This window comes from Bacillus cereus G9842 (assembly GCF_000021305.1).
GTDB lineage: Bacteria > Bacillota > Bacilli > Bacillales > Bacillaceae_G > Bacillus_A > Bacillus_A thuringiensis_S.
This window is the reverse complement of record NC_011772.1, coordinates 2,377,800-2,402,876: the sequence shown is the minus strand read 5'-3', so window position 1 is coordinate 2,402,876 and position 25,077 is coordinate 2,377,800. Positions and strand designations below refer to the sequence as shown.

Sequence of the window (25,077 nt, the reverse complement as noted above, 5' to 3'; positions counted from 1 at the left end):
TACGTAAAGGTTTAAACCGGCATATAAGCAGTCGCGCTTTGTCATCACCTTGTTGTTGTAAATTAGTATTTCTCCATTGAATAGACATTCCATAATATCGTATTTTGATTAAAACAAAAAACATACTTAACACCAATAGTAGAATTTTTCTTCTTCATCAAATTCACTTCTTTTCTTTTTATTAACATAAAAAAGGAGCTCTGTTTATATAGAGCTCCTTTCTAATTTTATAATTTACTAGACTGTAACCCTTGAATAAACGGTACTACTTCAGGATTTACAAGTGACGACAAATCACCTAATTCTTTTCCTAAATAAGCTGCTTTAATAACACGGCGCATTACTTTAGAATTACGTGTTTTCGGTAAATCTTCTACAACGTGGATGTCTTTAGGACACAATGCTTTTCCAATATGTGAGTTTACTAAACTCATTAATTCTTTCTTTAAATCTTCTGTAAATATTACCCCTTCTCGTAATACAGCAAAGCAATGACAAACTTCACCTTTCACTTCGTCAGGTACACCAATTGCAGCAGCTTCGATTACATCGTTATGTTTCACAAGAATAGATTCATATTCAGCAGGTCCAATACGTTTACCTGCAATATTTAACGTATCGTCTGAACGCCCTGTGATGATATATTGTTCACCATCGTAAATGACCCAGTCACCGTGGACCCATTTATTTTCAAAACGCGACCAATATGTGTTCACGTAACGTTCATCATCTTCCCAGAAGCTTTTCGTCATACCTACCCAAGGTTTTTCTAAGCATAATTCTCCGACTTCATCTCGAATTGGTTTACCTTGATCATCCAGTACGACAGCTGCCATTCCTGGTAAAGATGCGTTAAAACTAATCGGTGCGATTGGCTTAATAAGAACATTACCGAAAATCCCACCTGAGATTTCAGTTCCACCTGAGTAGTTACAGATTGGAACATTTCCTTTTCCAACTGTTTCAAACAGCCACATCCATGGATCAGGATTCCAAGGTTCTCCTGTTGATGCGAATACTTCCAAACTCTTTAAAGAATGTTTATTGACATACTCATCACCTTTTGCCATTAATGCTCGGATTAACGTTGGCGAAATACCTAGATGAGTAATTTCATATTTATCAACTGTCTCCCATAACCGGTCTGCTTCTGGGAAGTCTGGAACACCTTCGTACATAACCATCGTTGCTCCATTAATGAGTGAACCGAATAATAGAAACGGCCCCATCATCCAGCCCATATCAGTTACCCATAATACACGATCACCTTGTTTAATATTCATTCCAAATCCTGCATCAAAAGCTGCTTTCAAAGGAAATCCTGCATGCGTGTGTACTGTTCCTTTCGGCTTACCAGTCGTTCCTGATGTATAAATGAGCATTAATGGATCATCACTTTGCATTTCTTCGGCATGTATGAATGGTTTTTCTTTTTCTAGCGTACTCCACGAAAAGTCATAGTTATGTGGTGTAAAATCATTTCCTGCATGACGAACGATAACAACTTTTTCAACAGTTGGGCAATGTTCACAAGCTTTATCTACTTCATCTTTTAAAGAAACAATTTTACCGCGGCGTGAAAATCCATCTGCGGTAATAATCATTTTTGAACCTGCCGCTTGCACACGTGTCATAACTGCATCAGACGCAAAGCCTGAGAATATTGGTGAAATAATTGCTCCAATTTTCATTACAGCTAGCATCGCAACAACTGTTTCTGGAATCATCGGCATATAAATTGTTACACGGTCACCTTTTTCAATACCCGCGTGTTTCAAACCATTGGCAACACGGCTTACCCAGTTATCAAGCTCTTCATATGTAAATGATTTTGAAGTTCCATTTTCTCCTTCGTACTGAAGTGCTGGCTGTATTCTTGTCTCTTCATCCGCAAGCCAGCGGGATAAAGCTGATTCTACAACGTTACATGTTCCGCCATTATACCACTGTGCAAACGGTGTACCATTTTCTAAATCTAACACTTCTGTATAAGGTTTCATCCATTGATAGCCAACTGCTTTTTCTGCCTCTCCCCAAAGCCAAGCTGTTTCCTCAATAGATTTATTATAAAAAGTTTCATAGTCTTCATATCCCAATGATTTCATCCAACTATATAAACGTGTTTTTTCCTTGTACTCTTCTGTTGGAAACCAAACTGCTTGTTTCAATGTTTTCCCCTCCTTAACTTTTTGAGCAAGAAAGCCCTAAATAGGGCTTTTAAACTGGATATACAGGATGTTTACGATCCGTGAATACTTGATATTTACTCATATACATTTCGAAACGTCCTTTTAACTCTTCACGTAAATTGTTTGGATGAACAATACCATCAATCACCATCTCTGATGCTAAATGATAAATATCAATATCTTTCTTATACTCTTCACGTTTTTCAGCAATGAAGCTAGCACGCTCTTCTTCTGGTAAAGCTGCAATTTTATTTGCATATACAGCATTAACCGCAGCTTCTGGACCCATTACCGCAATAGAGGCTGTCGGTAATGCCAAACAGCAATCTGGTTCAAATGCTGGACCTGCCATCGCATATAAACCAGCGCCATATGCTTTACGAACAACGATAGAAATCTTCGGTACAGTCGCTTCACTCATTGCAGAAATCATTTTTGCACCGTGGCGAATAATACCAGCACGCTCTACTTTTGTACCGATCATAAATCCTGGTACATCCGCAAGGAATAATAATGGAATATGATATGCGTCGCATAAATTAATAAACTTAGCAGCTTTATCAGCTGAATCATGGAATAATACGCCGCCCTTCATACGCGGCTGATTTGCAATAATACCAACTGGCTTACCATCAATACGTGCTAAGCCTGTAATTAGCTCTTGAGCAAATAATTTTTTTACTTCATAGAATGAACCTTCATCAATAACTCTATTAATGAGATCTTTCATATTGAAAGGAGCATTTTGATTTTCTGGAATGATTTGTTCTAACGTTTTATCGAATTGTTTCGGTTCTTGGGGTGTAACCAATGGAGTCTTTTCTAAGTAGTTGTTTGGAAAATATGAAATGTATTGTCTTGCTTGTGTAATCGCATCTTCTTCTGTCTTACATAAAACATCTCCGCATCCTGATACAGAGCAATGCATACGAGCTCCGCCCATCTCTTCTAAAGTTACCTTCTCACCGATAACCATCTCAGCCATACGAGGAGATCCTAAATACATAGATGCATTTCCTTCTACCATCATTACAACGTCACAAAAGGCTGGAATATACGCACCACCAGCTGCAGAAGGTCCAAATAACAAGCATACTTGAGGAACTTTACCTGATAACTTCACTTGATTATAGAAGATTCTTCCTGCACCGCGGCGCCCTGGGAACATTTCTACTTGATCTGTAATACGTGCTCCAGCAGAGTCGACTAAATAAAATAAAGGAACACGTAGTTTTTCAGCTGTTTCTTGAATACGTAAAATCTTTTCAACTGTGCGTGATCCCCATGATCCAGCTTTTACAGTAGAATCATTGGCCATTACACACGCAGTACGACCATGTATTTTACCCGTTGCCGTTACAACGCCATCCGCAGGTAAGCCTGTTTGTTCACAGTTAGCAAATAATGCATCTTCTACATATTCGCCATTATCAAATAGAAGCGCTAAACGATCTCGAACAAATAATTTTCCTTTTGCTTTATTTTGCTCATGATATTTCGGTGCCCCGCCTTGTTTAATTGTTTCAACTCGTTCTTCAAATGAATTAGATTGTTGTTTTTGGTCTAACATATTTACTCCCCCTTATACATCGGTTTGCGTTTTTCTTTGAATGCCTGTAATCCTTCTATTCGATCTTTCGTATGGATTACACCTTCATACGCTTGTTTTTCCATTTGTAATCCGGTATGTAAATCAACTTGAATACCATTTGAAATTGCCTCTTTTGCTAATCGAACAGCAATCGGTCCATTACTAGCAATTTTCTCTGCTATTTCAATCGCTTTCTCTTCAAGTAAATTAGCTGGTACAACAAATTCTACTAAACCGTATTCTTTTGCTTCTTGCGCTGAAATACGTCTACCTGTATAAATTAATTCTTTCGCTCTACCAACACCAATTAATCTCGGTAAGCGCTGTGTACCACCTGCTCCTGGTATAATTGCAAGTGTCGTTTCAGTAAGACCAAGACTTGCAGATTCAGCAGCAATTCTAAAATCACAAGCTAAACTTAATTCCGTACCACCACCAAGTGCAATTCCATTTATAGCAGCAATAACTGGCTGTGGTAATTGTTCAACCATCTCCATAGTAGTGCGAATCATACTAACAGCATGGCGAACTTGTTCTTCATTCATATCGGCACGCTCTTTTAAATCTGCACCAGCACAAAATGCTTTTTCACCAGCACCAGTCAAAATAACTACACGCACGTTTGAATCTTCACTTATTTGAGTTAATATAGTTTGTAATTCATCTAATAATGCTAAAGATAATGAGTTTGCTTGTCTTTCACGATATAACGAAATCTTTACAACGTGAGGTGTTACATAATCAACTGAAATGTTTTGTAATTGTAGCATCTTCTCACCTACTTATCGTTTTATGTTGAAGCGCTCTATACACATGACTCGGTAATTGGATATTTAATTTACTTTGAATAAATTGACTTGCTCTCAATAACTTCTCTTCATCAATATTCGTTTGGACTCCTAACTTATGGAGCATATGTACTAGGTCATCAGTAGCAACATTACCTGATGCTCCTGGTGCATAAGGGCAGCCTCCGAGTCCACCACAAGAACTATCAAACGTTTTAATACCGTATTCTAATGATTTAACTACATTCGCTAGAGCCATTCCATACGTATTATGAAAATGCATTGCAAACTGCGAAGCATCATACTTCTTTAATAGATGTTCTAATACTTGTTCTACTTGTAATGGATTCGCTACACCGATTGTATCCCCAAGAGAAACTTCATAAATGCCGTATGAAAATAGTTGATTACATAATTCGTCAACTGCTGTGACACTTATATCCCCTTCATAAGGACATCCAAATACAGTAGAAACATAGCCTCTTACCTTTTTCCCTTCGAATAATGCCTGTTTTGTTATATCTTCAATTACAACTAATGCTTCTTTAATCGATTTATTAATATTACTTTTATTATGAGATTCACTTGCTGATAAAAAAACATTCACCTCATCTACATTTTGCAAAAAAGCTCGTTCCAAACCATTTTGATTCGGAACAAGCGCGGCATATGTAACATTTGGATCCCTTTTCAGCTCAGAAAATACATCATTTGCATCTGCTAATGCAGGGACCCATTTTGGGTGAACGAATGAGGAAACTTCAACATACGACAATCCTGCTTCTGTAAGTAGTTGAATCCATTTTACTTTATCTTTTGTGCCAACAATCTTTTTTTCATTTTGTAAGCCATCACGTGGCCCGACTTCTTTAATGACAGCAAAATTAGGTAGTTTCAATTCGCTTCCCCCTATATCTCCCTATTCAATTTCTAATAATACATCTCCTTCATTTACAAAATCGCCTTCTTGCACATTAATTTTCATAACTGTGCCAGCTTCTTCTGAAATGATTGGAATTTCCATTTTCATAGATTCCAAAATGACGACATCCTGCTCTTCCTCTACTGTATCTCCTACTCCTACAACAATCTTCCAAACGTTTCCTGCCATCGATGCGTATACTTTCGTCATCATTTTTTCCCCCTTAATATTGTTAAATCTTATTTTTTAACGAGTTGTTTCGTTACAAACCCCGTTGTATAAATACCCTCTTTGAACACTTCGTCCTCCAAAACTTGCAGTAGCATTGGCGTGTTCGTTTTAATACCTTCTACTTTTAATTCTTCTAGAGCATCATGTAATTTCGAAATTGCTTCTTCACGAGTCTCGCCATGTGCAATGACTTTCGCAATCATTGGATCATAGAAAGGTGTAATCGTTACATGATTTTCTAAGAAGTGATCGATCCGTACATTTGACGGTAATGTTAAATTTGTAATTTTCCCAGGTGATGGGAAGAATGTTTTCGGATCTTCTGCATAAATACGAGCTTCAATGGCATGACCACTACGTTTTACATCATCCTGAGTAAATGATAGTTTCTCTCCACTTGCGATAAGAAGTTGCTGTTCTACAAGGTCTAATCCCGTAATTTCTTCTGTCACTGGATGCTCTACTTGTAATCTCGTATTCATCTCTAAGAAATAGAAGTTCTTCTGATCATCTACAAGAAACTCAACTGTACCTGCATTTGTATAGCCAAGTGCTTTGGCAGCTTGTACAGCAACTTCTCCCATTGCCTTTCGTGTACCTTCATCTAAAAATGGTGAAGGTGCTTCTTCGATTACTTTTTGATTTCGGCGCTGCACCGAACATTCACGCTCCCATAAATACACTGTGTTACCATGTGTATCTGCTAAAAGCTGAATTTCAATATGATGCGCGTCTGCTATATATCGCTCTAAATACATTTCTCCGTTACCAAAAAAGTTTTGCGCTCTTGTTTTATTACTTTCAAACGCTTTGGTGAGCGTTTGCTCAGTTTCCATCAACTGCATACCAATGCCTCCGCCGCCTGCGGATGCCTTAAGCATTAATGGATAACCAATTTGTTTTGCAATTTCAATTGCTTCTTCAGCAGTTTCAATATTTGTAGTAATACCTGGGACTACTGGGACATCTGCTGCTTGCATTGCGATACGTGATTCGATTTTACTTCCCATCTTCGTAATGATTTCTTCTGAAGGACCGATAAATACGATTCCTTCTTCTTTGCAACGAACCGGAAAAGACGGATTCTCTGATAATAAACCATAACCTGGATGAATCGCTTCTGCATTTGTCTTCTTAGCTATTTCAATAATTTTTTCAAGGTTTAAATAACTTTCTTGAACACGCGGTCCACCTACTAAGTAAGCTTCATTTGCCATCTTCACATGAAGGGCATTTTCATCTGCTTCAGAATAAATAGCAACAGTGCGTATGCCAAGTTTTTGACAAGTTTTCATAATACGAACAGCAATTTCCCCGCGATTCGCAATTAATATTTTTTGAAACATAGTGATTCCTCCCTTTTATCTACATCCTAAATGTCTAGCAATTACGAGACGTTGAATTTCAGAAGTTCCTTCACCAATTTCTAATAGTTTCGCATCACGAATATGTCGTTCAACTTCATATTCACGCATATAACCATATCCACCATGAATCTGTACTGCTTGATTCGCAATACGGCTTGCTGCTTCCGATGCAAATAGTTTTGCCATTGCCGCTTCTTTGCCGAAAGGTTTATCGTTATCTTTTAACCAAGCTGCTTTATGTACTAAATTGCGTGCTAGCTCTACTTCAGTCGCCATATCAGCTAATTTAAATTGAATCGCTTGGAAATTAGAGATTGACTTTCCAAATTGTTGACGTTCTTTCGCATATTGCAATGCACGTTCAAAGGCTGATTGCGCAATACCAACTGCCAATGCTGCGATTGAAATACGCCCTCCATCAAGTGTATATAAAAATTGTTTAAAACCTTTATTTACATCACCAAGAATATTTTCTTTCGGTACACGCACACCATCAAGTACGATTTCACAAGTATTAGAAGCACGAACACCCATCTTATCGTATGGACTTGAAATCGTTAATCCTTCACTAGTAGTAGGCACGATAAATGCAGAAATACGTTTTCTACCATTCTCTTCAACGCCATTGACAGCGGTTACAATAATTGTATTTGCATACTCTGCGTTTGTAATCCAACACTTCTCACCACTGATTACATACTCATCGCCATCTAATACCGCTTTCGTTTGAGTACCACCTGCATCAGATCCAGCATTCGGCTCCGTTAATCCGAAGGCACCTAATGTTTTACCTGACGCCATTGGAACTAAATACTTTTGTTTTTGTTCTTCTGTACCGAAATAATAAATTGGAGAAGCACCTAATGAAATTGTTGCAGCATAGCTTAAACCAGTGCCACCACAAGCGCGACCAATTTCTTCAACTGCTAACGCATACGATACCGTATCGCCACCTGAACCTCCATACTCTTCTGGGAATGGGATGCCTAGTAATCCTAGTTCGCCCATTTTTTGAAATGTTTCATATGGAAACTCTGCAGTTTTGTCATAATATACAGCTTTCGGTGCGATTTCCTTTTCAGCAAAGTCACGTACCATTTCTTTAATCATTTGTTTTTCGCGAGTTAGAGTAAATTCCATTCCGCTACACACCCCTTATCGAATATTGAGTTTCGACAGCGTGCGAGTTTCTACTACAAACATAACAACTTAAAAGACAAGAATATTAGTTAGACAATTGCTATAATTCTGTCATAACTTAATTTTAAAACAGATTCTGTACTAATGCACAAAAAAATTCCTACATTGTTCTACAACAACATAGGAGGTTTTGTGTCGAATTATGTAATTTATTGTTTAATAATCTCTACCTTTTCCGGAATCAGAAATTTCTACTAATGCTTCAGGATATGGTTCGAAATATGTTTGTCTTAATAAATACTTTTCATCAAATCGAATAGCCCATGATTTTAAAATTGTAAGTAAACTACTAAGTGGTATTTTCTTTTCTGCATACTTTTGTAACAGTTCTATAAAATGATCTTTTTCTTGTTTTTTTAACTTTGTTTTAAAATATCCAAAAATGTGCTCGCATACATTTACATTCGATGTATAACGGGGCGCACGCATAAATAATTCATATAAAGTCTTCTCATAGTTTTCAAATACCACTTCAATCTTTTCATTTTTTTGATTTGCAATTATACGACCTAATTCCTTTTGTTTCACCTGATTATATGCCATAAATAAATATTTATTATCCGACTGAAACGATACAAGTTCTTTCATATTTTTATTGTGTTTAATCATTTTGTAATATGCGATTGTAAATAGCCTTGTAAAGAAATGCTCTCTAATAATAAAATTCGACAATCTACCTTCCTCTTCAATAGGAAGATGCGAAAATTTTTTTACTACTGCTCCGCCAAATAAGCCAGCTCCTTTTCCCTTTGCTGGCGCTTTTTCAAAACCAGAATAAATTTTCACATCACGCGTACCACAACTTGGTGAACGATTCTTTAAAATAAAACCATCCACATCCGGTATCGTTTGTAAAAAGTCATTTGAAAACTGCTCCATTTTTTCAGTTACATCTTCTCGTGTCGACGGTTGCACAAGTCTATTCTCACCATTTTCTTCTACAATTCGTATCGTTTCACGAGGAGTCCCCAATCCAATCTCGACTTCTGGACAAACAGGTATAAATGTAACAAATGGCTGCAAATTTCGTATTGTTACATCTGGAATCATCTCTCCATTATAACGACAAGCATCAAATTCTAAACATTTACTTACGACGATTGTAGGTTTTGCAAATTGTCGCATCTTATTACCTCCTTATTACTAGTCCGTATAATATAAATTGTACTAAGATTAACATTTTAAGCAAAGTTTGATTCAGTTATTTTTATGAGAAATATAAATCCAATGATACATTAACAATCATTCAACTCTATTTTCTATAAATGTGCGCCCTATTAATGAGGGTTTAGATATTGTGAAATGAATAATACACACATGCTTCGGAGAAATTAATGATTAAGAAAGGAGGGATTGTTATGAAAAAGAAATTATCATCTATTTTGAGTGTTTTAACACTATCTATTATGTTTTTAGGTACATCTACGCAAGCTGAATACGATGGAAATAATATGAATAGAGTTAATAACACTGATATTTCAACTCGAGTAAATGACAATAACTTAGACAGAGTTAATAATGATGTAAGAACTCGAAATGTAAATACAACAAATGATTTAAATGATAATCGTGATAAAAATAATAATTGGGCTTGGCTTGGTTTATTAGGACTAGCAGGATTATTAGGTCTTAGAAGAAGAGACAAAGAAACACGCTGATTTAGAATGTTTTTAGTAAACAAGCACTTATTTATCAAAAATATATAATGAAAATAAATCGCCTTTTTAAAGGCGATTTATTTTTACTTAAAAGTAATGTATGTAATTCACACTTCAACGATTAAATTCGTGGAGTTAATCCATACAATATAAATTGAATCGTATTTTCAATTTCCGCTTCATCATTCCATTTTTCTTCAGGCAATAATAAAAATCGTGTTAATAATAAACCTAATACAGCTGATAAAGTAAGACGTAGTACGGAAGATGGTGGTATCTCAATAATTTCCCCTTCTTCTTGAAATTTCACAATCAACTTTTTGAAATGTGAAAACAGTTCTGTTTCTACTAATTGCTGTATTTCATTTTTCAGTTCTGGTTGGAATGGCACCTCTTGAATTAATATTTTTATCATAGGAAAGTGTTTTTGAGCAAATTTAAACCTATTATGAATTACAACCCTTAAAAGTCCTTCGTATGATTCATACTCCGATTTAAATATTTCTTTTGCAAAGGTTTGTACGAAAAATGGTGCAGCGAACTTAGTTAAAGTTGGCATTACGACCGCTAGTAATAAATCTTTTTTCGTCTTATAGTAGCGGAAGATTGTTCCTTCCGCTACACCAGCCCGTTTTGCAATTTCACTTGTTGAAGTTGAAGCGTATCCTTTTTCTCCAAACATATCAACAGCCGCCTCTAATATTCGCATTTGACGTTCATTTCGTTTATCCGTATTAGTTGCAGCTATTAATTCCTCCAGCCAATCCTTCTGCATTTATAAAGCTCCTTTTTGTCATTATTATATTTTGCGATGTTTCTTTAAAGCAAATACATTTCCTACTGCAAATAATATTGAAAAAAGTAATAATACAGTAAGATCTGATGCAATCTCTGTAAACCCTTGATTCCGAATCATCACTTGTCTCATTGCGTCAGCGCCGTATGTGAGTGGAAATACTTTCCCTAACATTTGTAGCCACTTGTTCATAGATTCCAATGGAAACAATCCAGAAAAGAAGATTTGTGGCACAATAACAAGCGGTATAAATTGAATCATTTGAAATTCATTATTTGCGTATGCCGATAAAAACGTACCTAATGTTAGTGCAGTTAAAGAGAGCATACATGTAATAAGTAGCGTTAGCCATATGGAGCCAGCTACGTATAAATCTAAAATATAAACGGAAAAGCTTACGATAATAATGGATTGTATAAAGGCAAAGATTCCAAAACCAATAATATAACCTGCGACTATTTCCCATCTTCTTACTGGGGTGGATAATAACCTTTCTAGCGTACCACTTAAACGTTCTCTTACGAAAGATACACCTGATAATATAAATACAAAGAAAAATGTAAAGAAACCAATTAATACAGGACCAAGCCCATCAAACATCGTAAAGTCTTTAGAGCCATGTAAATAATTTACTTCAGATTTCATAATCGATACATCATTCTTCTCTGTGCTTTTTTGCAATACTTGAAGTACAGCACGATTTTTTGACGAATCACTACCTTCCAACAGAAGTTTCATTTTTCCATTCTCTATACGAAATACTGCATCTACCTTTTGTTTTTCCAACTCAGAAATCGCCTTTTCCTTACTGTATTCATAAATTGACGCTTCTTGATTTTTCATCATTTTTACTATTTGAGCAGGCATATCAACAACAGCAATTTGCGGTATATAGTCTTTCTGTGTAAACACTAGTGACAAAAGCCAAAGTAATAACATCGGTGCTCCAAACATCATTGCTAACGAACGCTTATCTCGAAAAAATTGACGAATAATACGTATAATTACACCAGTAACTCTCATGATGGCACCACCTCTTCCAACAAAAAGACATCTTCAATCCGTCCAGATGACACGCGTTTTTTCAATTCTTCAGTTGTTCCAACTGCAACTAGTTTCCCTTCTCTAATTAATCCTAGACGCTCACAAAATTCAGCTTCATCCATAATGTGCGTCGTTACAATAATCGTTGTGCCTTTCTTTTTAAGATCATAAAATTTTTCCCAAATCGTTTTCCTAAGAAGCGGATCTATCCCCACTGTAGGCTCATCTAAAATTAATATTTCTGGTTCATGGAGGAGTGCTATTGCTAATGATAAGCGTTTTTTCATTCCACCTGAAAATTGTTGTACTTGCTTTTTCATATACTGTGACAATTGTACAAGTTCAAAAACCTCTGCAATTCTTGTCTTTTTACTTTTTCCCTTTAATCCATACATCGTTGCTATAAAATCTGCATTTTCATATGCTGACAATTCTTCATATAATGCATCCGCCTGGGCCATATAACCAATTCGTTTCATTTCATTTAAATTAGGCATATTAGTATTATTAACAAGCACTTCACCTTTCGTTGCCTCATTAATACCTGCAATCATTTTAATGAGCGTTGTTTTCCCCGATCCAGAAGGTCCAACAAAACCAAAAATCTCTGCTTTTTCAACTTGCAATGAAAGATTGTGTAACACTTCTTTTTTCCCAAAACTTTTTGATACAGTCCGTAAAATAATTGAAGGTTGTTGCACGTTTCATCCTCCTTTTCCAATAAAAATGAGTGAGTACTCACTTTTATTTTACTCTTGCTTAATTATATGTCAAACTTCGTTGATTAGTATGTATGTTCAATCACCGATATTAAACAATGAAACAGAGTCGACATTAGAATTTCATTTCCTAAAGTCGACTCTGGTTCATTTAAACTATAAATTTCACTTTACGTTTTTAAATTCATATACTTCCGAATTCTAGCAACGTCTAAAGAATATTCGATAACTAATTGCTGTAACGGTAAAATAACTGTGTCAGGATATAAATGTGCATATTGTAATGTTTCTGCATATTTTTCTAACCTTTTTTCTAAATATTTTATTATTTGATCAGGATGACTTACTAATAAACATTTACAATAATAATGGATTTGTTCCTCAATCGCCGTGTATTCTTCAATTTCATATTCTTTATGCATGTGTACACCCCTTTAAGTTTTTTATATGAATTACTTATCACAATTTTCACTCGACAAATTTTAAGTTTTTTGATTATTTACACTATAACAAACACTGAGGGTCAAATTTTGTTACTTTATGTAACGTAGAAAATTTTTAACAAAATTGTAATGTTTACTCCTGCAAAATACAGAAAGCCCCTTTACTCATTTTTGTATAAAAAAAATCGTACAGCTTAATTTAGCTGCACGACTACAATTTCTGGCCTATTCAAAATCCTTTGCGGAATGATACTATTTCCTAATCCTCTACTCACTACCATTGATGTATTTTGTTCTACATATAAACCCGCTGTATATTTAGGTAAAACACCTTGATTTGGCGCAACTAATCCTCCGATAAATGGCAATCTAACTTGCCCTCCATGAGCATGTCCCGATAAAACCAAATCCAACCTCTCATTCGTATATTCCTTTATAAATTCAGGCCGATGGGATAATAATACATTATATTTATCTGGCTGCATTTCAATTTTCGCTTTTTTAATTTCATCTATTATAATATTTCCTTCATCACGGTTTCCAGTAACAAACTCTGGATCATCAATACCTAGCAAGTTTATTTCTTGCTCACCCTTTCGAATGCCTACATGTTCATTCCTTAAAACATTGACATCATATTTCTTCAACTCTTTTTCTAAATTGTTATACTTTCCAGACCATTGTTCATGGTTTCCTGTCACAAAATATACAGGATATTTCTTTACAATTTCTCGTATTAATTGCATACTAACTTCTGCATCGTATGATTTACTGTCAATTAAATCACCCGTAATCGCAATAATATCTGGGTCTATACTTTTTATTTTTTGAATTAACACATCTTGATTATCGCCAAATTTTTTATTGTGTAAGTCTGAAATTTGTAGAATTTTATACCCTTTAAAAGAGGATGGTATTTTACTAGAGGTTATTTTAACCTCAGTTATACTTATTAAATTGTTCTGTAAATATAAAAAGATTGTAAAACCTACTAATATACAAATAATCATTACGATTCTATTAATCTTTTTTTTCATATTTTCTCCTTTATATTCTCATCAAACACTTCTATATGCTAACTGAATTATATTATACTTTCTTGAAATTTATTTAAATTAATAAAATAATACAGTACAGAAAATTTCATATGAGATACGTCATATATATTCGTTATATTTTTACTTTTACCTTTTTAATAATAAGAACACAAAAACGACTCTTATCACACGAAAAGAGTCGTTTTCTAACTTTATACTTTTAATACTTTTATGTTAAAAATGCGAAAACTAAAATACTATTACCTAAGAGCCTTAACTATAACTTCCGTTGCCTCTGCAATGAGTTGATTATCATAGCTAGCCTCTTTCTCATCTTTACTAGATAAAATTGCGATGATAATTGGTGCTCTATTCGGAGGCCAAACGATAGCAATATCATTTCTTGTTCCGTAACTGCCAGCACCTGATTTATCTCCAACTACCCAGTCAGTTGGTACGCCTGCACGAATAAGTTTGTCCCCTGTAGCATTTCCTTTCATCCACTCTGTAAGAATTTTACATTTTTCAGCTGGAAGTGCATTTCCGACCGTAAAAGCTTTAAGATTCGTAGCAATTGCTTTCGCTGTACTAGTGTCACGAATGTCTCCTGGAATAGCTTCGTTTAATTCTGTTTCAAAGCGATCAGACATAGTAACCCGATCCCCCATCTTTCTAAGCGCTTTTTCATATCCTTTAGGTCCGCCTATTTTATTAAATAAAATGTTCCCTGCAGTATTATCACTTGAACGAACAGCAGCCTCAGCAATTTCTCCTAGTTTCATTCCAGTATCTACATGTTTCTCTGTAACAGGTGAATAATCCACTAAGTCTTCTTTCGTAAATGTGATTACTTCATTTAATGTATCAATTGAGTTTTGCTGTAGTAATACTCCTGCTGCTAAAGCCTTGTAGGTTGATGCGAAGGCAAATCTTTCGTTAGATCGATAAGAAATTGTTTGATTTGTACCAGTATCAATCGCATATACACCTACTCGAGCATCAAATTTTTTCTCAAGTTGAGAGAACTCTTTATGCGTCGCCTGATTTTTATGTTTCACTTGTCCAGTCTTTTCTTTCGCTTCAACTTGCAGTGCCCCTCCTGTAAAAGCTTCTAGGCTTGTAATACTTAAACCTAATATACCAACGCATATTCCTATTTTTAGCATCCTCTTATTTTTCAAAATCATCATTCCTTCCAAATTTTTAGCACCTTTTTATACGTACACATAATAGACAATCACCGAACCAAATTTGTTCCATAAACTAAAAAAATTATAGCTAGTATGAGAGTTATTAACAAAATAAGAGATAGTAGCTACGACGCCTCTATCTCCTATTTCATATTTCATTTTTTTACTTATAAATGGCTTTATATGAACAGGTTCTTTCCCTGAGAAAAGTACTCTAATTTTGCTTAGAACTACCTGTACTAGTAGCTTCACCATGTATACGTTGCTGTTTTAAATCAAAGTATACATCTAATACTTCCTTTCCGATTATAGAATTAATTCCATTTTTATCATCATGAAGCCATGGAACTACTACGGAAAATGCTACTTCTGGATTATCATATGGAGCATATCCAACTAACGTTAAGTTGTAACATTCCATACGTTCTCCTTTTGCATTTCTACCAATCGGGTCATCTCCACCATATACAGTTTGGGCTGTTCCTGTCTTTCCTGCTGGTTTATATGGCGCGTTTTTGAAATATTTCACGCCAGTTCCATCACCTTCTTGGAATACCCATCTAAACCCTTCTTTTATCCGATCAATGTGTTCTTTCTTCATATCAATTCGATTTAATACGACAGGCTCTATGGAACGTATAACTTTGCCAACCTCTTCTTTTATTGATTGTTCTCGTATTTCTTGTACAATTTGAGGTTGCATTCTATAACCACCATTCGCAATCGTTGAAATATATTGCGCTAATTGCAACGGCGTATACGTATCATACTGACCGATAGAAAAATCTAGTAAAAACCCAGGTTGACTATCTACTTTTCTCGTTTGTCCAATTATTTCATTCGGTAAATCAATACCTGTTGGGACACCTAAACCAAATTGCTTGAAATAATAGCGCATCGTATCAAATGCTCCTTGCTTAATATCCAATGAGCCATTTGGTACGTAATTAACTCCCGCAATTTTTAAAGCTGTCTGGAACATGTATACATTCGAAGATACTTGTAAAGCCCGTAAATCATTAATATTACCAAATCCGGATACATTCCACGATTTCTTAGCTTGTGTACCTTTAAATTTCATCGGCGCGTCATAAAATTGATCTCCTGGATGTATTGCGCCTGTCTCATATCCAGTTAATAAAGTAGCACCTTTTACAGCTGACCCTAGCTCATACGAAGTTGTCATGTTTCCTAATGCCAAATCCTCAACTTCTATTTTCCCTTCTTTTTCTACAATCTTTTTGCCTGCCATTGATAAAATTTGTCCGTTATTTGGATTCGTCATGACAACAAAAGCTCGATCGAGCAGTGGCTCTGAACTCTTAAAAGCTCTCAAGTTTTTCTCTATACTTTCTTCCACTTTCTTTTGTAATTCCATATCAATCGTTAATGTTAAACTATTACCACTTTTTCCTTTAGAGATTATTTCTGTGCTAACAATGTTTCCTGATTTATCAGTAATATTTTTCACTTCTTCTTTTGTGCCGTGTAATACATCTTCATATCGTTGTTCAATATAACTTTTTCCAACACGATCATTACGGTTATATCCACGTACTAAATAAGAATCTAAATTTTCTTTCGGTAATCCTTCTTCACTACTCGTAATATTTCCTAATACAGAACGAAATAAATTACCGTTTACATAATTACGTTCCCAATCAACAGTTGCATCTACTCCTGGAAAATTCGCAAGATTTTCGCTTATCCGCGCATACTCTTCATCTGTTACATCTTTTTTAATGATTTGTGGTGTTAGTTGATAACCTGAACTCATTTTACTTTTAATAGCTAACACCTTTAAATCTTGTGCTGTTAATTCTGCTAATTCTACCTCTGTAACACGACCTCGTCTTAAGTCTTCTATTTTTTTATCTAACTCTTTTCCCTCTATACCCTTTTCTTTAAACTTTTCTATATCTTTCTTAGTAATCTTTGTCTCCGCACGTTTCGAATTCAACTGCATCCAAAAATCTTTTTTATCGATATCTGTTAATTTATTTATATCTTGTTCAGGCATTTCAAGTACTTTCGCCAAGTCTTTTGCTGTTTTTAAAATATCTTCACTCGTAATTCCCTTCATCCTTGTATACGTAATTGTGCGAAGAGATTTATTATTAACAACTGTTTTCCCTTCTCGATCTAAAATTTGTCCACGTGGAACTGGAATACTAGTTATTGCATTTTGACTACTTTCCACTTGGTTCTTATAAGCCTCTCCCTCAACGATTTGTACCTTTCCTAGCTGCATAATAATAGCTGAGAATAGTACAAATATGCAAAGGAACATTATATTTAATCGAATAGATATATATGTCTTCTGCTTCTTGCCTTTTTGTTCTTTCATAAATCCTCCATTTAATCCTTTCAGAAATTGCTACAAATACTAAAAGCATTCCTTATATATTAGATACCGATAATCGGTTATAAATATTGCCTCAATTTTTTGCTTAATCCTTGTAAGCAACCATTTCTTTTCGTTTAGATACGGAATTAATAACTCTCCCTTCCTGTTTTCTCTCTATTTTTTTGCCACTTGCATGAGAAGTGCTAAACTGTATAATGACCCTTATCAAACTTACATATAAACTTGCTAGTAAATTTTCATGCTAATTATTCCTTTCTTCATGCTGTAATACTTAATAGACAACCTAAACAATAAAGTTGTTCCACATTTACAAAAAAAATAATTAAATATAAGATGAAATAGGCTACATAAGGGAGGGTTATATGTTACATATAAAAAGATGGAGATTTTTTGCGGTTTTTTCTATCGTAGGTTTGATTTTACTAATTTTATTAAAAATCAACTTCATTTCAATTACTATCGCAACTTCTTCAGCTGAAAGAGGAAAGATTTTTGATCAAAATGGTGTAATACTAGCTACAAATAAGAAAGTTAAGTCTCTATATTGCACTTCTAATGACGAAAAGCTATCGAAACAAGATACATCAAACACATTAGCTTTTTTTAATCAATTTTCAAGCGAATTTCAACATGATATTTCTACAGAGAACATAAAATCTCAATTACAACAATCTTGTAAAAAGCAGACTATGAATGATATACCGTTATACTCTGATATAACTGAAAATGAACTTGCATTCATAAACAAAAACAAACCCAATAATGTAATAATTAAAAATGAATGGATTCGATATTATCCTAAACACGAAATTGGTTCACAAGTAATTGGGTATGTAGAAAATGACCTTAATTCAAAGCATAAGGCTGTTGGAAAAAGCGGGATTGAGCTGCAATATGAAAATGATTTAAAAGGAAAACCAGGTAAAACTCTTATTTTTAAATTGAATAATAAAAAATTCTTATGGAATATTCAAACAGTACAAAAAGGTAAAGATGTACGGCTAGCTTTAGACTCTGAGTTGCAGCAAAAGGCAGAAGAAGCATTAAGATCTCAAATTAAGAAAACACCTGATGCTAAAGCTGGTTATGCTGTAGTAAGCGATGCAAAAACTGGCGCAATTTTAACTATGGCCAACACGGCAGTTTTTGATCCAAATATATTAAATACACGTATATCTTCTAGAAAAGAAAACATTAACTCTCTTTCGCAAAATAAAGCAATTCAAAAATTAAAGTATGGTGAATCTTATGTAAATATGGCTTCTACTATAAAACCACTCACTATTTTAATTGGATTAAACGAAAAGCTTTTCCAACCCGAAGATACTTATTTAGATAAAGGGACTTTTCAGTATGATAATCAAAATAACATTACGAATGCACCTGGAACGCCAACAGGTGAGATTACACCGAGGCAGGCTATCATTAATTCATCTAACACATTTATGACAGCAAAAGTAGCTCTGCCCCTATTCAACCAAAATAATGGGAATATAGAAAAAGTGGCACATATATGGACAGATTATTTAATACAATTCGGCCTACGTTCTAAAACCGGGATTGATTTACCCTTTGAAGAAGACGGACAATATGAATTCCATCCATCTAATAAGTTTGAAAATGGAATCTCCGCTTTATTAAACGCCTCTTGGGGAGGAAATGAAGTGCATACCCCTCTTCAACTCGCTCAATATGCAGCAACTTTGGCAAGTAAAGGTGATAAATATAAACCTCAAACTGTAAGTGCAATTATTAGTCCGGACGGTAAGGAAACAAAAAAGTTTAAACCAATTTTAGAAAGTTCAAATCGTTACCCGATGAACTTTTGGAGTGTCGTGCAAGGTGGAATGAGTCAAAATATAGAGGAAATTAAAAAGTTGCCTTTTGACGTCGCAGGTAAAACAGGTATTACAGGCTTTCCAAATGAGCAAGAAAGAATGATAAATCATTCTCTTTTCATTGCATATGCTCCTACTGAAGATCCACAAATTGCCGTTTCTGTCGTTATTCCTGGTAGTAATTCAGAAAAAAACATTGCCGCTCTCGTTACATCAGAAATTTTAGAGTCTTGGCATACACTTCAAAAAGAGAATAAAAACAAAGAGGAAGGTTCATTAAAGTGAACCTTCCTCTTTTACCAAATAGAATCTATATTTATTATTTTCCATTCACCATTATCATTTTTTTCGAACATAAATGAATACTTAATATCAGTTAAAACATACTCTTTTTGTACGTATCCAGTATTGCCATTAATTGTCGATATTTTTATATATCCATCATTTTGCACTTTTTCTGGAATCCAAGCTTTTACCATTTCATTAGATACTTCATATAACACTTGTGATTCTCGTTTTGGTTCAGCTAAAATTTTCGTTTTATTTCCAGTAACCGTTGCATATATAAAATGCGCTTGCTTTGGTTGGTTACTTTCTGTCAATCCACTTGGTACTTTGTATACTTTTTTTGTATCATTTGCAAACTCTCCCCCCATTGTAAGAGCGACTTGCAACTCATGAAAAATATCTTCATCAAACTTCAGTTCATCCTTCTTATAACTCTTCCCTTTAAATAGAACTTCATCATTTAACGCTTTGTACAGGTCATTTTCATTTTTCGAGTTCGTACTTTGATATAGTTCATTCATAAATTGTTTTAATGATGGATCTTGAGCAGACTCATCTTTTGTTTTAGGCTTAATTTGAGTACTACTTTGTACCGGTGATTTATTATCATCAAGCCAAGGTTGTTGAACAATGAAAAATAACATTGTACAAACTAAAACAACTACAATAGGTAATGCTTTTTTACGAAATGGTCTTTTATGTTTTACAAAATCCACTTCATTATTTTCATATATAGACTGCTTTATTTTAGAAATAAATTCTTCTTCATCTTTACGATTCTCCATTGGCCCTTTTTTTATTTTTCTATACCAGTCAGGATTTTGTTTATTGTTCATCACTACTACCCTCCCCTATTAATTTTGAAACCTTACTTCTCGCTCTACTTAATCTCGATTTTACAGTTCCAATGGATACTCCTAATGTTTCAGCCATTTCTTCATAAGATAATTCATATTTTGCGTCCAATATAATTATTTCACGGTGCTTTTTAGGTAGTTCTAATACAACCTTCCACACATCATTCATTTCTTCTTGCTTAAAAAATTCTTGTTCTGCTGACAGGGATTGCTTATCGTCACTAAAAAATCCTATTAAAGATATCCTTTTAAAATAAGAGGATTTCAAATAGTTTATTGCCGTATTTCTTGTGATTTTTAATATCCACGTTTTAATAGATGACTCCTTTCGAAATGAATTCCAATTTTTAAACACCTTTATAAATACATCTTGCGTGATATCATCTGATAAGTGTGGATCTTTCGTAATAATAAATGAATAATTCCATACATCTTGCCAATAGTCTTTTATAACATAGTCCAGCTCATCATGATTACACTTTTCAATAAACGTCTGTTCCATTTCCACACCTCAAACTTATTTGAATAAACATAAAAACTGCCCTCACTTTTATTATGGTTTCAATATATAGACAAGATACAAGTTTCATTTGTTCCATTGTTTATCTTTTTTCAGGCAGTATAATACTACTAAAAAAACAAGTAAAGCATACAATGATAAAAATCCACTCATAAAAATCTGTTTTTTTGAATTTAACGTAAAACTCCACTTGTCCATTTCAATTTGCTATCCCCTTCTATTTACCATTAGCAATGCCAACTTTTCTAGAATCACAGCAAAAAAGCATTCTCGATTAGAAAGAATGCTTTTTTGAAATTTAATTGTTCTATATTTTCCCCAATTTATATCTTTGAGTTAAGCAAACATGTAATAAATTTAGTGAAAAAATTCACCTTATAATTAAGTATTATTTCTGAAATACATGTTTTACTTTTTCACCTGGAACGTTACTTCCTCCTCTTCCTTTTACATCTTCAATCATCATTGTAACAATCATGTCTGGTGCATTTGCATCGAAAGCTGCGAACCATCCCAGTTCTTTTCCGTCTGCTTCTTTCGACTCTTTCAGTTCTGCTGTACCAGTTTTACCAGCAAGCGTTACACCATCAACCTTTGCAATTCTCCCTGCGCCATCAGGGTCATTAATGACTTTGATTAATGCACTCTTTAATATCTCTTGATTCTTTTTAGAAACCACATTTTCTTTCCAATTCCCTGCTACTTTTGCTTCTTTTAAAAGATGTGGCGACGGAATATTCCCTTCATTCACAATCGGTGCATATGTTAATGCTAAATGAAGTGGCGTCATTAATACTTGTCCTTGTCCATAGCCCGTGTCTGCTAGTTGAATATCGTTTTTTATCCCATCTTTTGCAATGATTGAAATAGGAAATTCGTATTCGATTGGTAATTTTTCATGAAATCCGTACTTTTTAAATTCCTTTACATACTGATCTTTTCCCATTTTCAAAGCTTGTTGAGCAAAATAAATATTATCAGAGTACTTCATTGCCTTATCAAAATCAATTGGACTTGCATCCTTTACACGCGTTACATAGTAATTTCCCCAAGACGAATCTTTTGTCCACTTCAATCCTTGAATTTTAAATTCTTCCTTCGGATTTATTGTGTTTGTTTCCAAACCAATTGCACCTGTGATCGTTTTAAATACGGAACCTGGTACAAATGCTTGTGTAAAGCGATTCGTCATTGGTAGTTTCGAGTCGTTATTCCATGCTTCTCGTTGGGCTTTCGATGCTCCTCTAACTATTATATTTGGATTATAAGCAGGGCTACTTACAAGTGCGATTGTTTCACCTGTTTTAGGATTGACCGCTGCACTAGATCCTGCTTCAGTTTTCATCTCATTAAAGATTTTTTCTTGAATTGCAGCATCAATTGTTAACGTAACATTTTCTCCTTCTTTTGCTTCTTTTTTTGCTACGTTTTTAATCTCTCTCCCATTCTCATCTTCTATAAATACGCGTCCACCCTTTTCACCACGCAATTTATTTTCTAACACTTTCTCTAAACCGGTCTTACCTACTAAATCATCTGCTTGATAACCTTGTTTTTGAAGTGATTTTAACTCCTCCGCATTCACCTTTCCTATATATCCAGTTAAGTGTGCCGCTGCTTCACCTAATGGATACGTACGAATATTTACTGGGCGAGATGAAACTCCTTCTAATTCAATATAATCATTCTGTCTAGTTCCCTCTTTTAAAACGCCAATTGGTACAAAGGAGTCTGGTTTTATCCATTTCGCTGTGAGCTTTTGTTCGACCTCTTCTATAGACATATCAAGTAATTGCGCTACTATTCCTTTCGTTTGCGCTGCTGCTTCGCCTAGTTTCTCTGGAATAATTCCAACCTCAGTTGCTTTACCATTCGTTGCAAGCCCTTTTCCATTTCGATCATATATTTCTCCTCGTTTTCCTTGCTCTATTTGCATACGTACTTTGTAATCTTTTTTCATTCCTGGGAAAATGAAGTCCGGTGTCCAATCTATTTTCCAAGATTCTTTATCTTTCACAAGTTTTGCTTCGTGGATGAATGAAACTGATCCTACATCCGTATCCATTTTAACTTCAAAAAGAAAAAGCTCTTTATTTTTCGTATTCTCTCCTTTCATTTTAACTTTTAAATTCTTAGCTCCAATCCCCTCATAGATTTTTTGATATTTTTCTGTGAATTCTTTTTTAGAAATCGATTTTTTGGCATGATCTGATAAATAATCATACATATTTGCAAATTTTCTATCATTCCATAAGTTGATATATTCTTCAAATGCTTGTTTTGGCGGTTCGTTTTTATTACATCCTACCAACATAACTGCGAAACAAACGAAAAGCAGCATCCATAATTTTTTCAATTCAATCTTCTCCCTTAGTTAAAAATGATGATTCCTTTCTTAATTTATTTAATAAAAAATGTTTAACGCTTAATAGACAGTGTAAGTAAGGACATTGTTCCATATTTACAAAAAATTAATTTACGCTTAAGTTGCATTGGAAGAAGGAGGTTTGTAAGCTTCTTACAAACTTAAGGAGCTCCTATATTTAGCAAACGTTATCATTATTAGTGGTGTTTTAAAACATACATTTAAAATACCTTTTAGTTCGTTTTCAAAGAAGTTTGGTTGTTGCAAATTAATTATGAATATCTAATCCAATTAGAAGAATACAATAATCAATTATCCAAAGTTAATTTCATACAAAAGCTAATAACGAGCATTAAAAAACTTTGCCTACTCTTTTAACATGGAAACATAATCTATTTATCAGAAGTCAATAATGAATAACAGGCGCTCCTAACCAGCAAAAAAAATAGACCTAATTGGAATTCATCAGAAATTAATAGATACATAAAAAACGCCATACTTTCTGTAAATTTCTACAAAAAGAATAGCGTTTTCTTATTTTACCTTTCTATATATGCTATACCGTGAGCTCCTTGATTTACAGAAGGATCTGCATTTCGATCTCCTGGATCAACTTCAATGGTATGAACATTCTTGTAATTAACTAAATCTAATACACTTATTGTCCCTGATCTAAGGTTAGAAACATATCCAACCGTTCCGTCCGTAGAAGAACGCATTGTAATTGGGAGTAAATCTACTTCTATTGTACCTAACACATTTAACGATTCTCCATCAAGAACAGAAACATACCCTGGTGCTGGAGAAAACATACTTCTTGTTCTCTCTCCATTCTTATTCTGAAAACGCGTATGTCCTACCAATACTTTCCCATCATTCGTTACATGAACCGGAGTAATTAAATCTGAAAATGATTTTGTCTTTATAATTTTATCGGTTTCTGTATTAATGATGCTAAGTGTAGGTTGCTCCTCTTTGTAGTCTCCAAGTAAACATGGTGAAGGGATATAAACTCGATTACCTTTAGGAGAAATAGCTAGTTCTTCACTACCATAGGGCATAGATACTTTTCCAATTAACTCCTTATTATGTGTATCTAAAACCGATATAAAGGGCGCCTCTTTATTAGAGGAATATCCTTTTGTACCATCTGGATTCGTCACAAACCAATGTGGACCTGTTGCTTCTTTAGAGATTCTATCTAGCACTTTTCTTGTGTTAAGATTAATAATTAAAATTCCTCCTTCACCAGATTCAACACTTACATACAATAAGTCTTTTTTTTCATTATAAACTAAACCATGTGGTGCAAATTCCGGCGAAATATCAATGATATCAATTACTTTAAATTGATCAATATCGATAACTAAAATTTCATGGCTTTTTTCCGGATTATTTCTATAAAAACCTGAGCGATAAGTAATACTTACATATAACAATTGACGCTTAGAATCGAAACATAATTCATGAGGTTCTGTAACTGGAGAATCTATAACCCCTATTCTTTCAAAATTTTTCGTATTGAAGAAATGAATTTGATTACCGCTGGAGCTAACGACCGCCAAAATAGGATTATTTTCTTTAGAACTATTCATTAATTAAACCCTCCTTGTTATTTGTTCCAAATTTCTTAAGTTCCATAGAAATCAGTATATTTAAGTAATTT

General features: G+C 34.4%; 21 protein-coding genes. 2 read left to right on the top strand and 19 right to left on the bottom strand.

The features are described 5' to 3' along the window. Positions 1 to 227: 227 nt before the first annotated feature. From BCG9842_RS11955 to BCG9842_RS11920, 8 genes are all read right to left on the bottom strand, one after another. Positions 228 to 2,168: an AMP-binding protein gene (locus BCG9842_RS11955; RefSeq protein ID WP_000806506.1), complete on the bottom strand. Its 1,941-nt coding sequence runs from the start codon at positions 2,166 to 2,168 to the stop codon at positions 228 to 230. 49 nt (positions 2,169 to 2,217) lie between these two features. Further along, positions 2,218 to 3,759 (bottom strand): acyl-CoA carboxylase subunit beta, encoded by a 1,542-nt coding sequence (locus tag BCG9842_RS11950; RefSeq protein ID WP_000886744.1) that lies wholly within the window; start codon positions 3,757 to 3,759, stop codon positions 2,218 to 2,220. 2 nt (positions 3,760 to 3,761) lie between these two features. Then, positions 3,762 to 4,550 (bottom strand): enoyl-CoA hydratase, encoded by a 789-nt coding sequence (locus BCG9842_RS11945; protein WP_000939814.1) that lies wholly within the window; start codon positions 4,548 to 4,550, stop codon positions 3,762 to 3,764. Between the two features lie 4 nt (positions 4,551 to 4,554). Further along, positions 4,555 to 5,466, bottom strand: coding sequence for a hydroxymethylglutaryl-CoA lyase (gene mvaB, locus BCG9842_RS11940; protein ID WP_000775435.1), 912 nt, complete (start codon positions 5,464 to 5,466; stop codon positions 4,555 to 4,557). A gap of 21 nt (positions 5,467 to 5,487) precedes the next feature. Continuing rightward, positions 5,488 to 5,703: an acetyl-CoA carboxylase biotin carboxyl carrier protein subunit gene (locus tag BCG9842_RS11935; RefSeq protein WP_001987345.1), complete on the bottom strand. Its 216-nt coding sequence runs from the start codon at positions 5,701 to 5,703 to the stop codon at positions 5,488 to 5,490. 26 nt (positions 5,704 to 5,729) lie between these two features. After that, a complete protein-coding gene (locus BCG9842_RS11930) occupies positions 5,730 to 7,067 on the bottom strand; it encodes an acetyl-CoA carboxylase biotin carboxylase subunit (RefSeq protein WP_000486743.1) in 1,338 nt (445 codons plus the stop codon). 15 nt (positions 7,068 to 7,082) lie between these two features. Continuing rightward, positions 7,083 to 8,228, bottom strand: a complete 1,146-nt coding sequence (locus BCG9842_RS11925) for an acyl-CoA dehydrogenase (protein ID WP_000397282.1) — start codon at positions 8,226 to 8,228, stop codon at positions 7,083 to 7,085. 216 nt (positions 8,229 to 8,444) lie between these two features. Beyond that, positions 8,445 to 9,413, bottom strand: a complete 969-nt coding sequence (locus BCG9842_RS11920; RefSeq protein ID WP_001248638.1) for a YbgA family protein — start codon at positions 9,411 to 9,413, stop codon at positions 8,445 to 8,447. 233 nt (positions 9,414 to 9,646) lie between these two features. On the opposite strand from BCG9842_RS11920, the gene BCG9842_RS11915 reads away from it, so the two are divergent. Further along, entirely contained in the window at positions 9,647 to 9,946 is a 300-nt protein-coding gene (locus BCG9842_RS11915) for a WGxxGxxG family protein (RefSeq protein WP_000728159.1), read from the top strand. A gap of 121 nt (positions 9,947 to 10,067) precedes the next feature. On the opposite strand, the gene BCG9842_RS11910 is transcribed toward BCG9842_RS11915, so the two are convergent. The 7 genes from BCG9842_RS11910 to BCG9842_RS11880 all read right to left on the bottom strand — a co-directional run bounded on the left by BCG9842_RS11910 (position 10,068) and on the right by BCG9842_RS11880 (position 17,522). Beyond that, a complete protein-coding gene (locus BCG9842_RS11910) occupies positions 10,068 to 10,721 on the bottom strand; it encodes a TetR/AcrR family transcriptional regulator (RefSeq protein WP_001168192.1) in 654 nt (217 codons plus the stop codon). A gap of 24 nt (positions 10,722 to 10,745) precedes the next feature. Then, positions 10,746 to 11,765, bottom strand: coding sequence for an ABC transporter permease (locus BCG9842_RS11905; protein ID WP_001266720.1), 1,020 nt, complete (start codon positions 11,763 to 11,765; stop codon positions 10,746 to 10,748). Continuing rightward, positions 11,762 to 12,487 (bottom strand): ABC transporter ATP-binding protein, encoded by a 726-nt coding sequence (locus BCG9842_RS11900; protein ID WP_001187074.1) that lies wholly within the window; start codon positions 12,485 to 12,487, stop codon positions 11,762 to 11,764. The genes BCG9842_RS11905 and BCG9842_RS11900 overlap by 4 nt, the downstream gene beginning before the upstream one ends. A 188-nt stretch (positions 12,488 to 12,675) precedes the next feature. Further along, on the bottom strand, positions 12,676 to 12,927 hold the full coding sequence (locus BCG9842_RS11895) for a hypothetical protein (protein WP_000548621.1): 252 nt from the start codon (positions 12,925 to 12,927) through the stop codon (positions 12,676 to 12,678). Between the two features lie 215 nt (positions 12,928 to 13,142). After that, on the bottom strand, positions 13,143 to 13,985 hold the full coding sequence (locus BCG9842_RS11890; protein WP_000727189.1) for a metallophosphoesterase: 843 nt from the start codon (positions 13,983 to 13,985) through the stop codon (positions 13,143 to 13,145). 260 nt (positions 13,986 to 14,245) lie between these two features. After that, positions 14,246 to 15,172: a class A beta-lactamase Bla1 gene (gene bla, locus BCG9842_RS11885; protein WP_041488158.1), complete on the bottom strand. Its 927-nt coding sequence runs from the start codon at positions 15,170 to 15,172 to the stop codon at positions 14,246 to 14,248. Between the two features lie 217 nt (positions 15,173 to 15,389). Further along, on the bottom strand, positions 15,390 to 17,522 hold the full coding sequence (locus BCG9842_RS11880) for a peptidoglycan D,D-transpeptidase FtsI family protein (RefSeq protein WP_000662984.1): 2,133 nt from the start codon (positions 17,520 to 17,522) through the stop codon (positions 15,390 to 15,392). A gap of 383 nt (positions 17,523 to 17,905) precedes the next feature. Between BCG9842_RS11880 and BCG9842_RS11875 the strand changes: the two genes are divergently transcribed. Beyond that, a complete protein-coding gene (locus BCG9842_RS11875) occupies positions 17,906 to 19,666 on the top strand; it encodes a peptidoglycan D,D-transpeptidase FtsI family protein (RefSeq protein WP_000902383.1) in 1,761 nt (586 codons plus the stop codon). Positions 19,667 to 19,677: 11 nt separating this feature from the next. Here BCG9842_RS11875 and BCG9842_RS11870 read toward each other — a convergent pair whose 3' ends face one another. From BCG9842_RS11870 to BCG9842_RS11855, 4 genes are all read right to left on the bottom strand, one after another. Beyond that, positions 19,678 to 20,505 (bottom strand): SH3 domain-containing protein, encoded by an 828-nt coding sequence (locus tag BCG9842_RS11870; RefSeq protein ID WP_001060761.1) that lies wholly within the window; start codon positions 20,503 to 20,505, stop codon positions 19,678 to 19,680. Next, entirely contained in the window at positions 20,495 to 21,028 is a 534-nt protein-coding gene (locus BCG9842_RS11865) for an RNA polymerase sigma factor (protein WP_000438327.1), read from the bottom strand. The genes BCG9842_RS11870 and BCG9842_RS11865 overlap by 11 nt, the downstream gene beginning before the upstream one ends. Before the next feature lie 406 nt (positions 21,029 to 21,434). Then, positions 21,435 to 23,402 carry a penicillin-binding transpeptidase domain-containing protein gene (locus BCG9842_RS11860; RefSeq protein ID WP_000737766.1) on the bottom strand — a complete coding sequence of 656 codons (1,968 nt, stop codon included), beginning with the start codon at positions 23,400 to 23,402 and terminating at the stop codon, positions 21,435 to 21,437. Between the two features lie 548 nt (positions 23,403 to 23,950). Further along, positions 23,951 to 25,006 (bottom strand): hypothetical protein, encoded by a 1,056-nt coding sequence (locus tag BCG9842_RS11855; protein WP_001088900.1) that lies wholly within the window; start codon positions 25,004 to 25,006, stop codon positions 23,951 to 23,953. Positions 25,007 to 25,077: the final 71 nt, after the last annotated feature.

Bases quoted from the DNA above. Each gene is read 5' to 3' on its own strand.
- BCG9842_RS11950 (WP_000886744.1), bottom strand. From the start codon at position 3,759: ATGTTAGACCAAAAACAACAATCTAATTCATTTGAAGAACGAGTTGAA.
- BCG9842_RS11945 (WP_000939814.1), bottom strand. From the start codon at position 4,550: ATGCTACAATTACAAAACATTTCAGTTGATTATGTAACACCTCACGTT.
- BCG9842_RS11935 (WP_001987345.1), bottom strand. From the start codon at position 5,703: ATGATGACGAAAGTATACGCATCGATGGCAGGAAACGTTTGGAAGATT.
- BCG9842_RS11930 (WP_000486743.1), bottom strand. From the start codon at position 7,067: ATGTTTCAAAAAATATTAATTGCGAATCGCGGGGAAATTGCTGTTCGT.
- BCG9842_RS11925 (WP_000397282.1), bottom strand. From the start codon at position 8,228: ATGGAATTTACTCTAACTCGCGAAAAACAAATGATTAAAGAAATGGTA.
- BCG9842_RS11920 (WP_001248638.1), bottom strand. From the start codon at position 9,413: ATGCGACAATTTGCAAAACCTACAATCGTCGTAAGTAAATGTTTAGAA.
- BCG9842_RS11915 (WP_000728159.1), top strand. From the start codon at position 9,647: ATGAAAAAGAAATTATCATCTATTTTGAGTGTTTTAACACTATCTATT.
- BCG9842_RS11910 (WP_001168192.1), bottom strand. From the start codon at position 10,721: ATGCAGAAGGATTGGCTGGAGGAATTAATAGCTGCAACTAATACGGAT.
- BCG9842_RS11905 (WP_001266720.1), bottom strand. From the start codon at position 11,765: ATGAGAGTTACTGGTGTAATTATACGTATTATTCGTCAATTTTTTCGA.
- BCG9842_RS11895 (WP_000548621.1), bottom strand. From the start codon at position 12,927: ATGCATAAAGAATATGAAATTGAAGAATACACGGCGATTGAGGAACAA.
- BCG9842_RS11890 (WP_000727189.1), bottom strand. From the start codon at position 13,985: ATGAAAAAAAAGATTAATAGAATCGTAATGATTATTTGTATATTAGTA.
- bla (WP_041488158.1), bottom strand. From the start codon at position 15,172: ATGATTTTGAAAAATAAGAGGATGCTAAAAATAGGAATATGCGTTGGT.
- BCG9842_RS11880 (WP_000662984.1), bottom strand. From the start codon at position 17,522: ATGAAAGAACAAAAAGGCAAGAAGCAGAAGACATATATATCTATTCGA.
- BCG9842_RS11875 (WP_000902383.1), top strand. From the start codon at position 17,906: ATGTTACATATAAAAAGATGGAGATTTTTTGCGGTTTTTTCTATCGTA.
- BCG9842_RS11870 (WP_001060761.1), bottom strand. From the start codon at position 20,505: ATGAACAATAAACAAAATCCTGACTGGTATAGAAAAATAAAAAAAGGG.
- BCG9842_RS11865 (WP_000438327.1), bottom strand. From the start codon at position 21,028: ATGGAACAGACGTTTATTGAAAAGTGTAATCATGATGAGCTGGACTAT.
- BCG9842_RS11855 (WP_001088900.1), bottom strand. From the start codon at position 25,006: ATGAATAGTTCTAAAGAAAATAATCCTATTTTGGCGGTCGTTAGCTCC.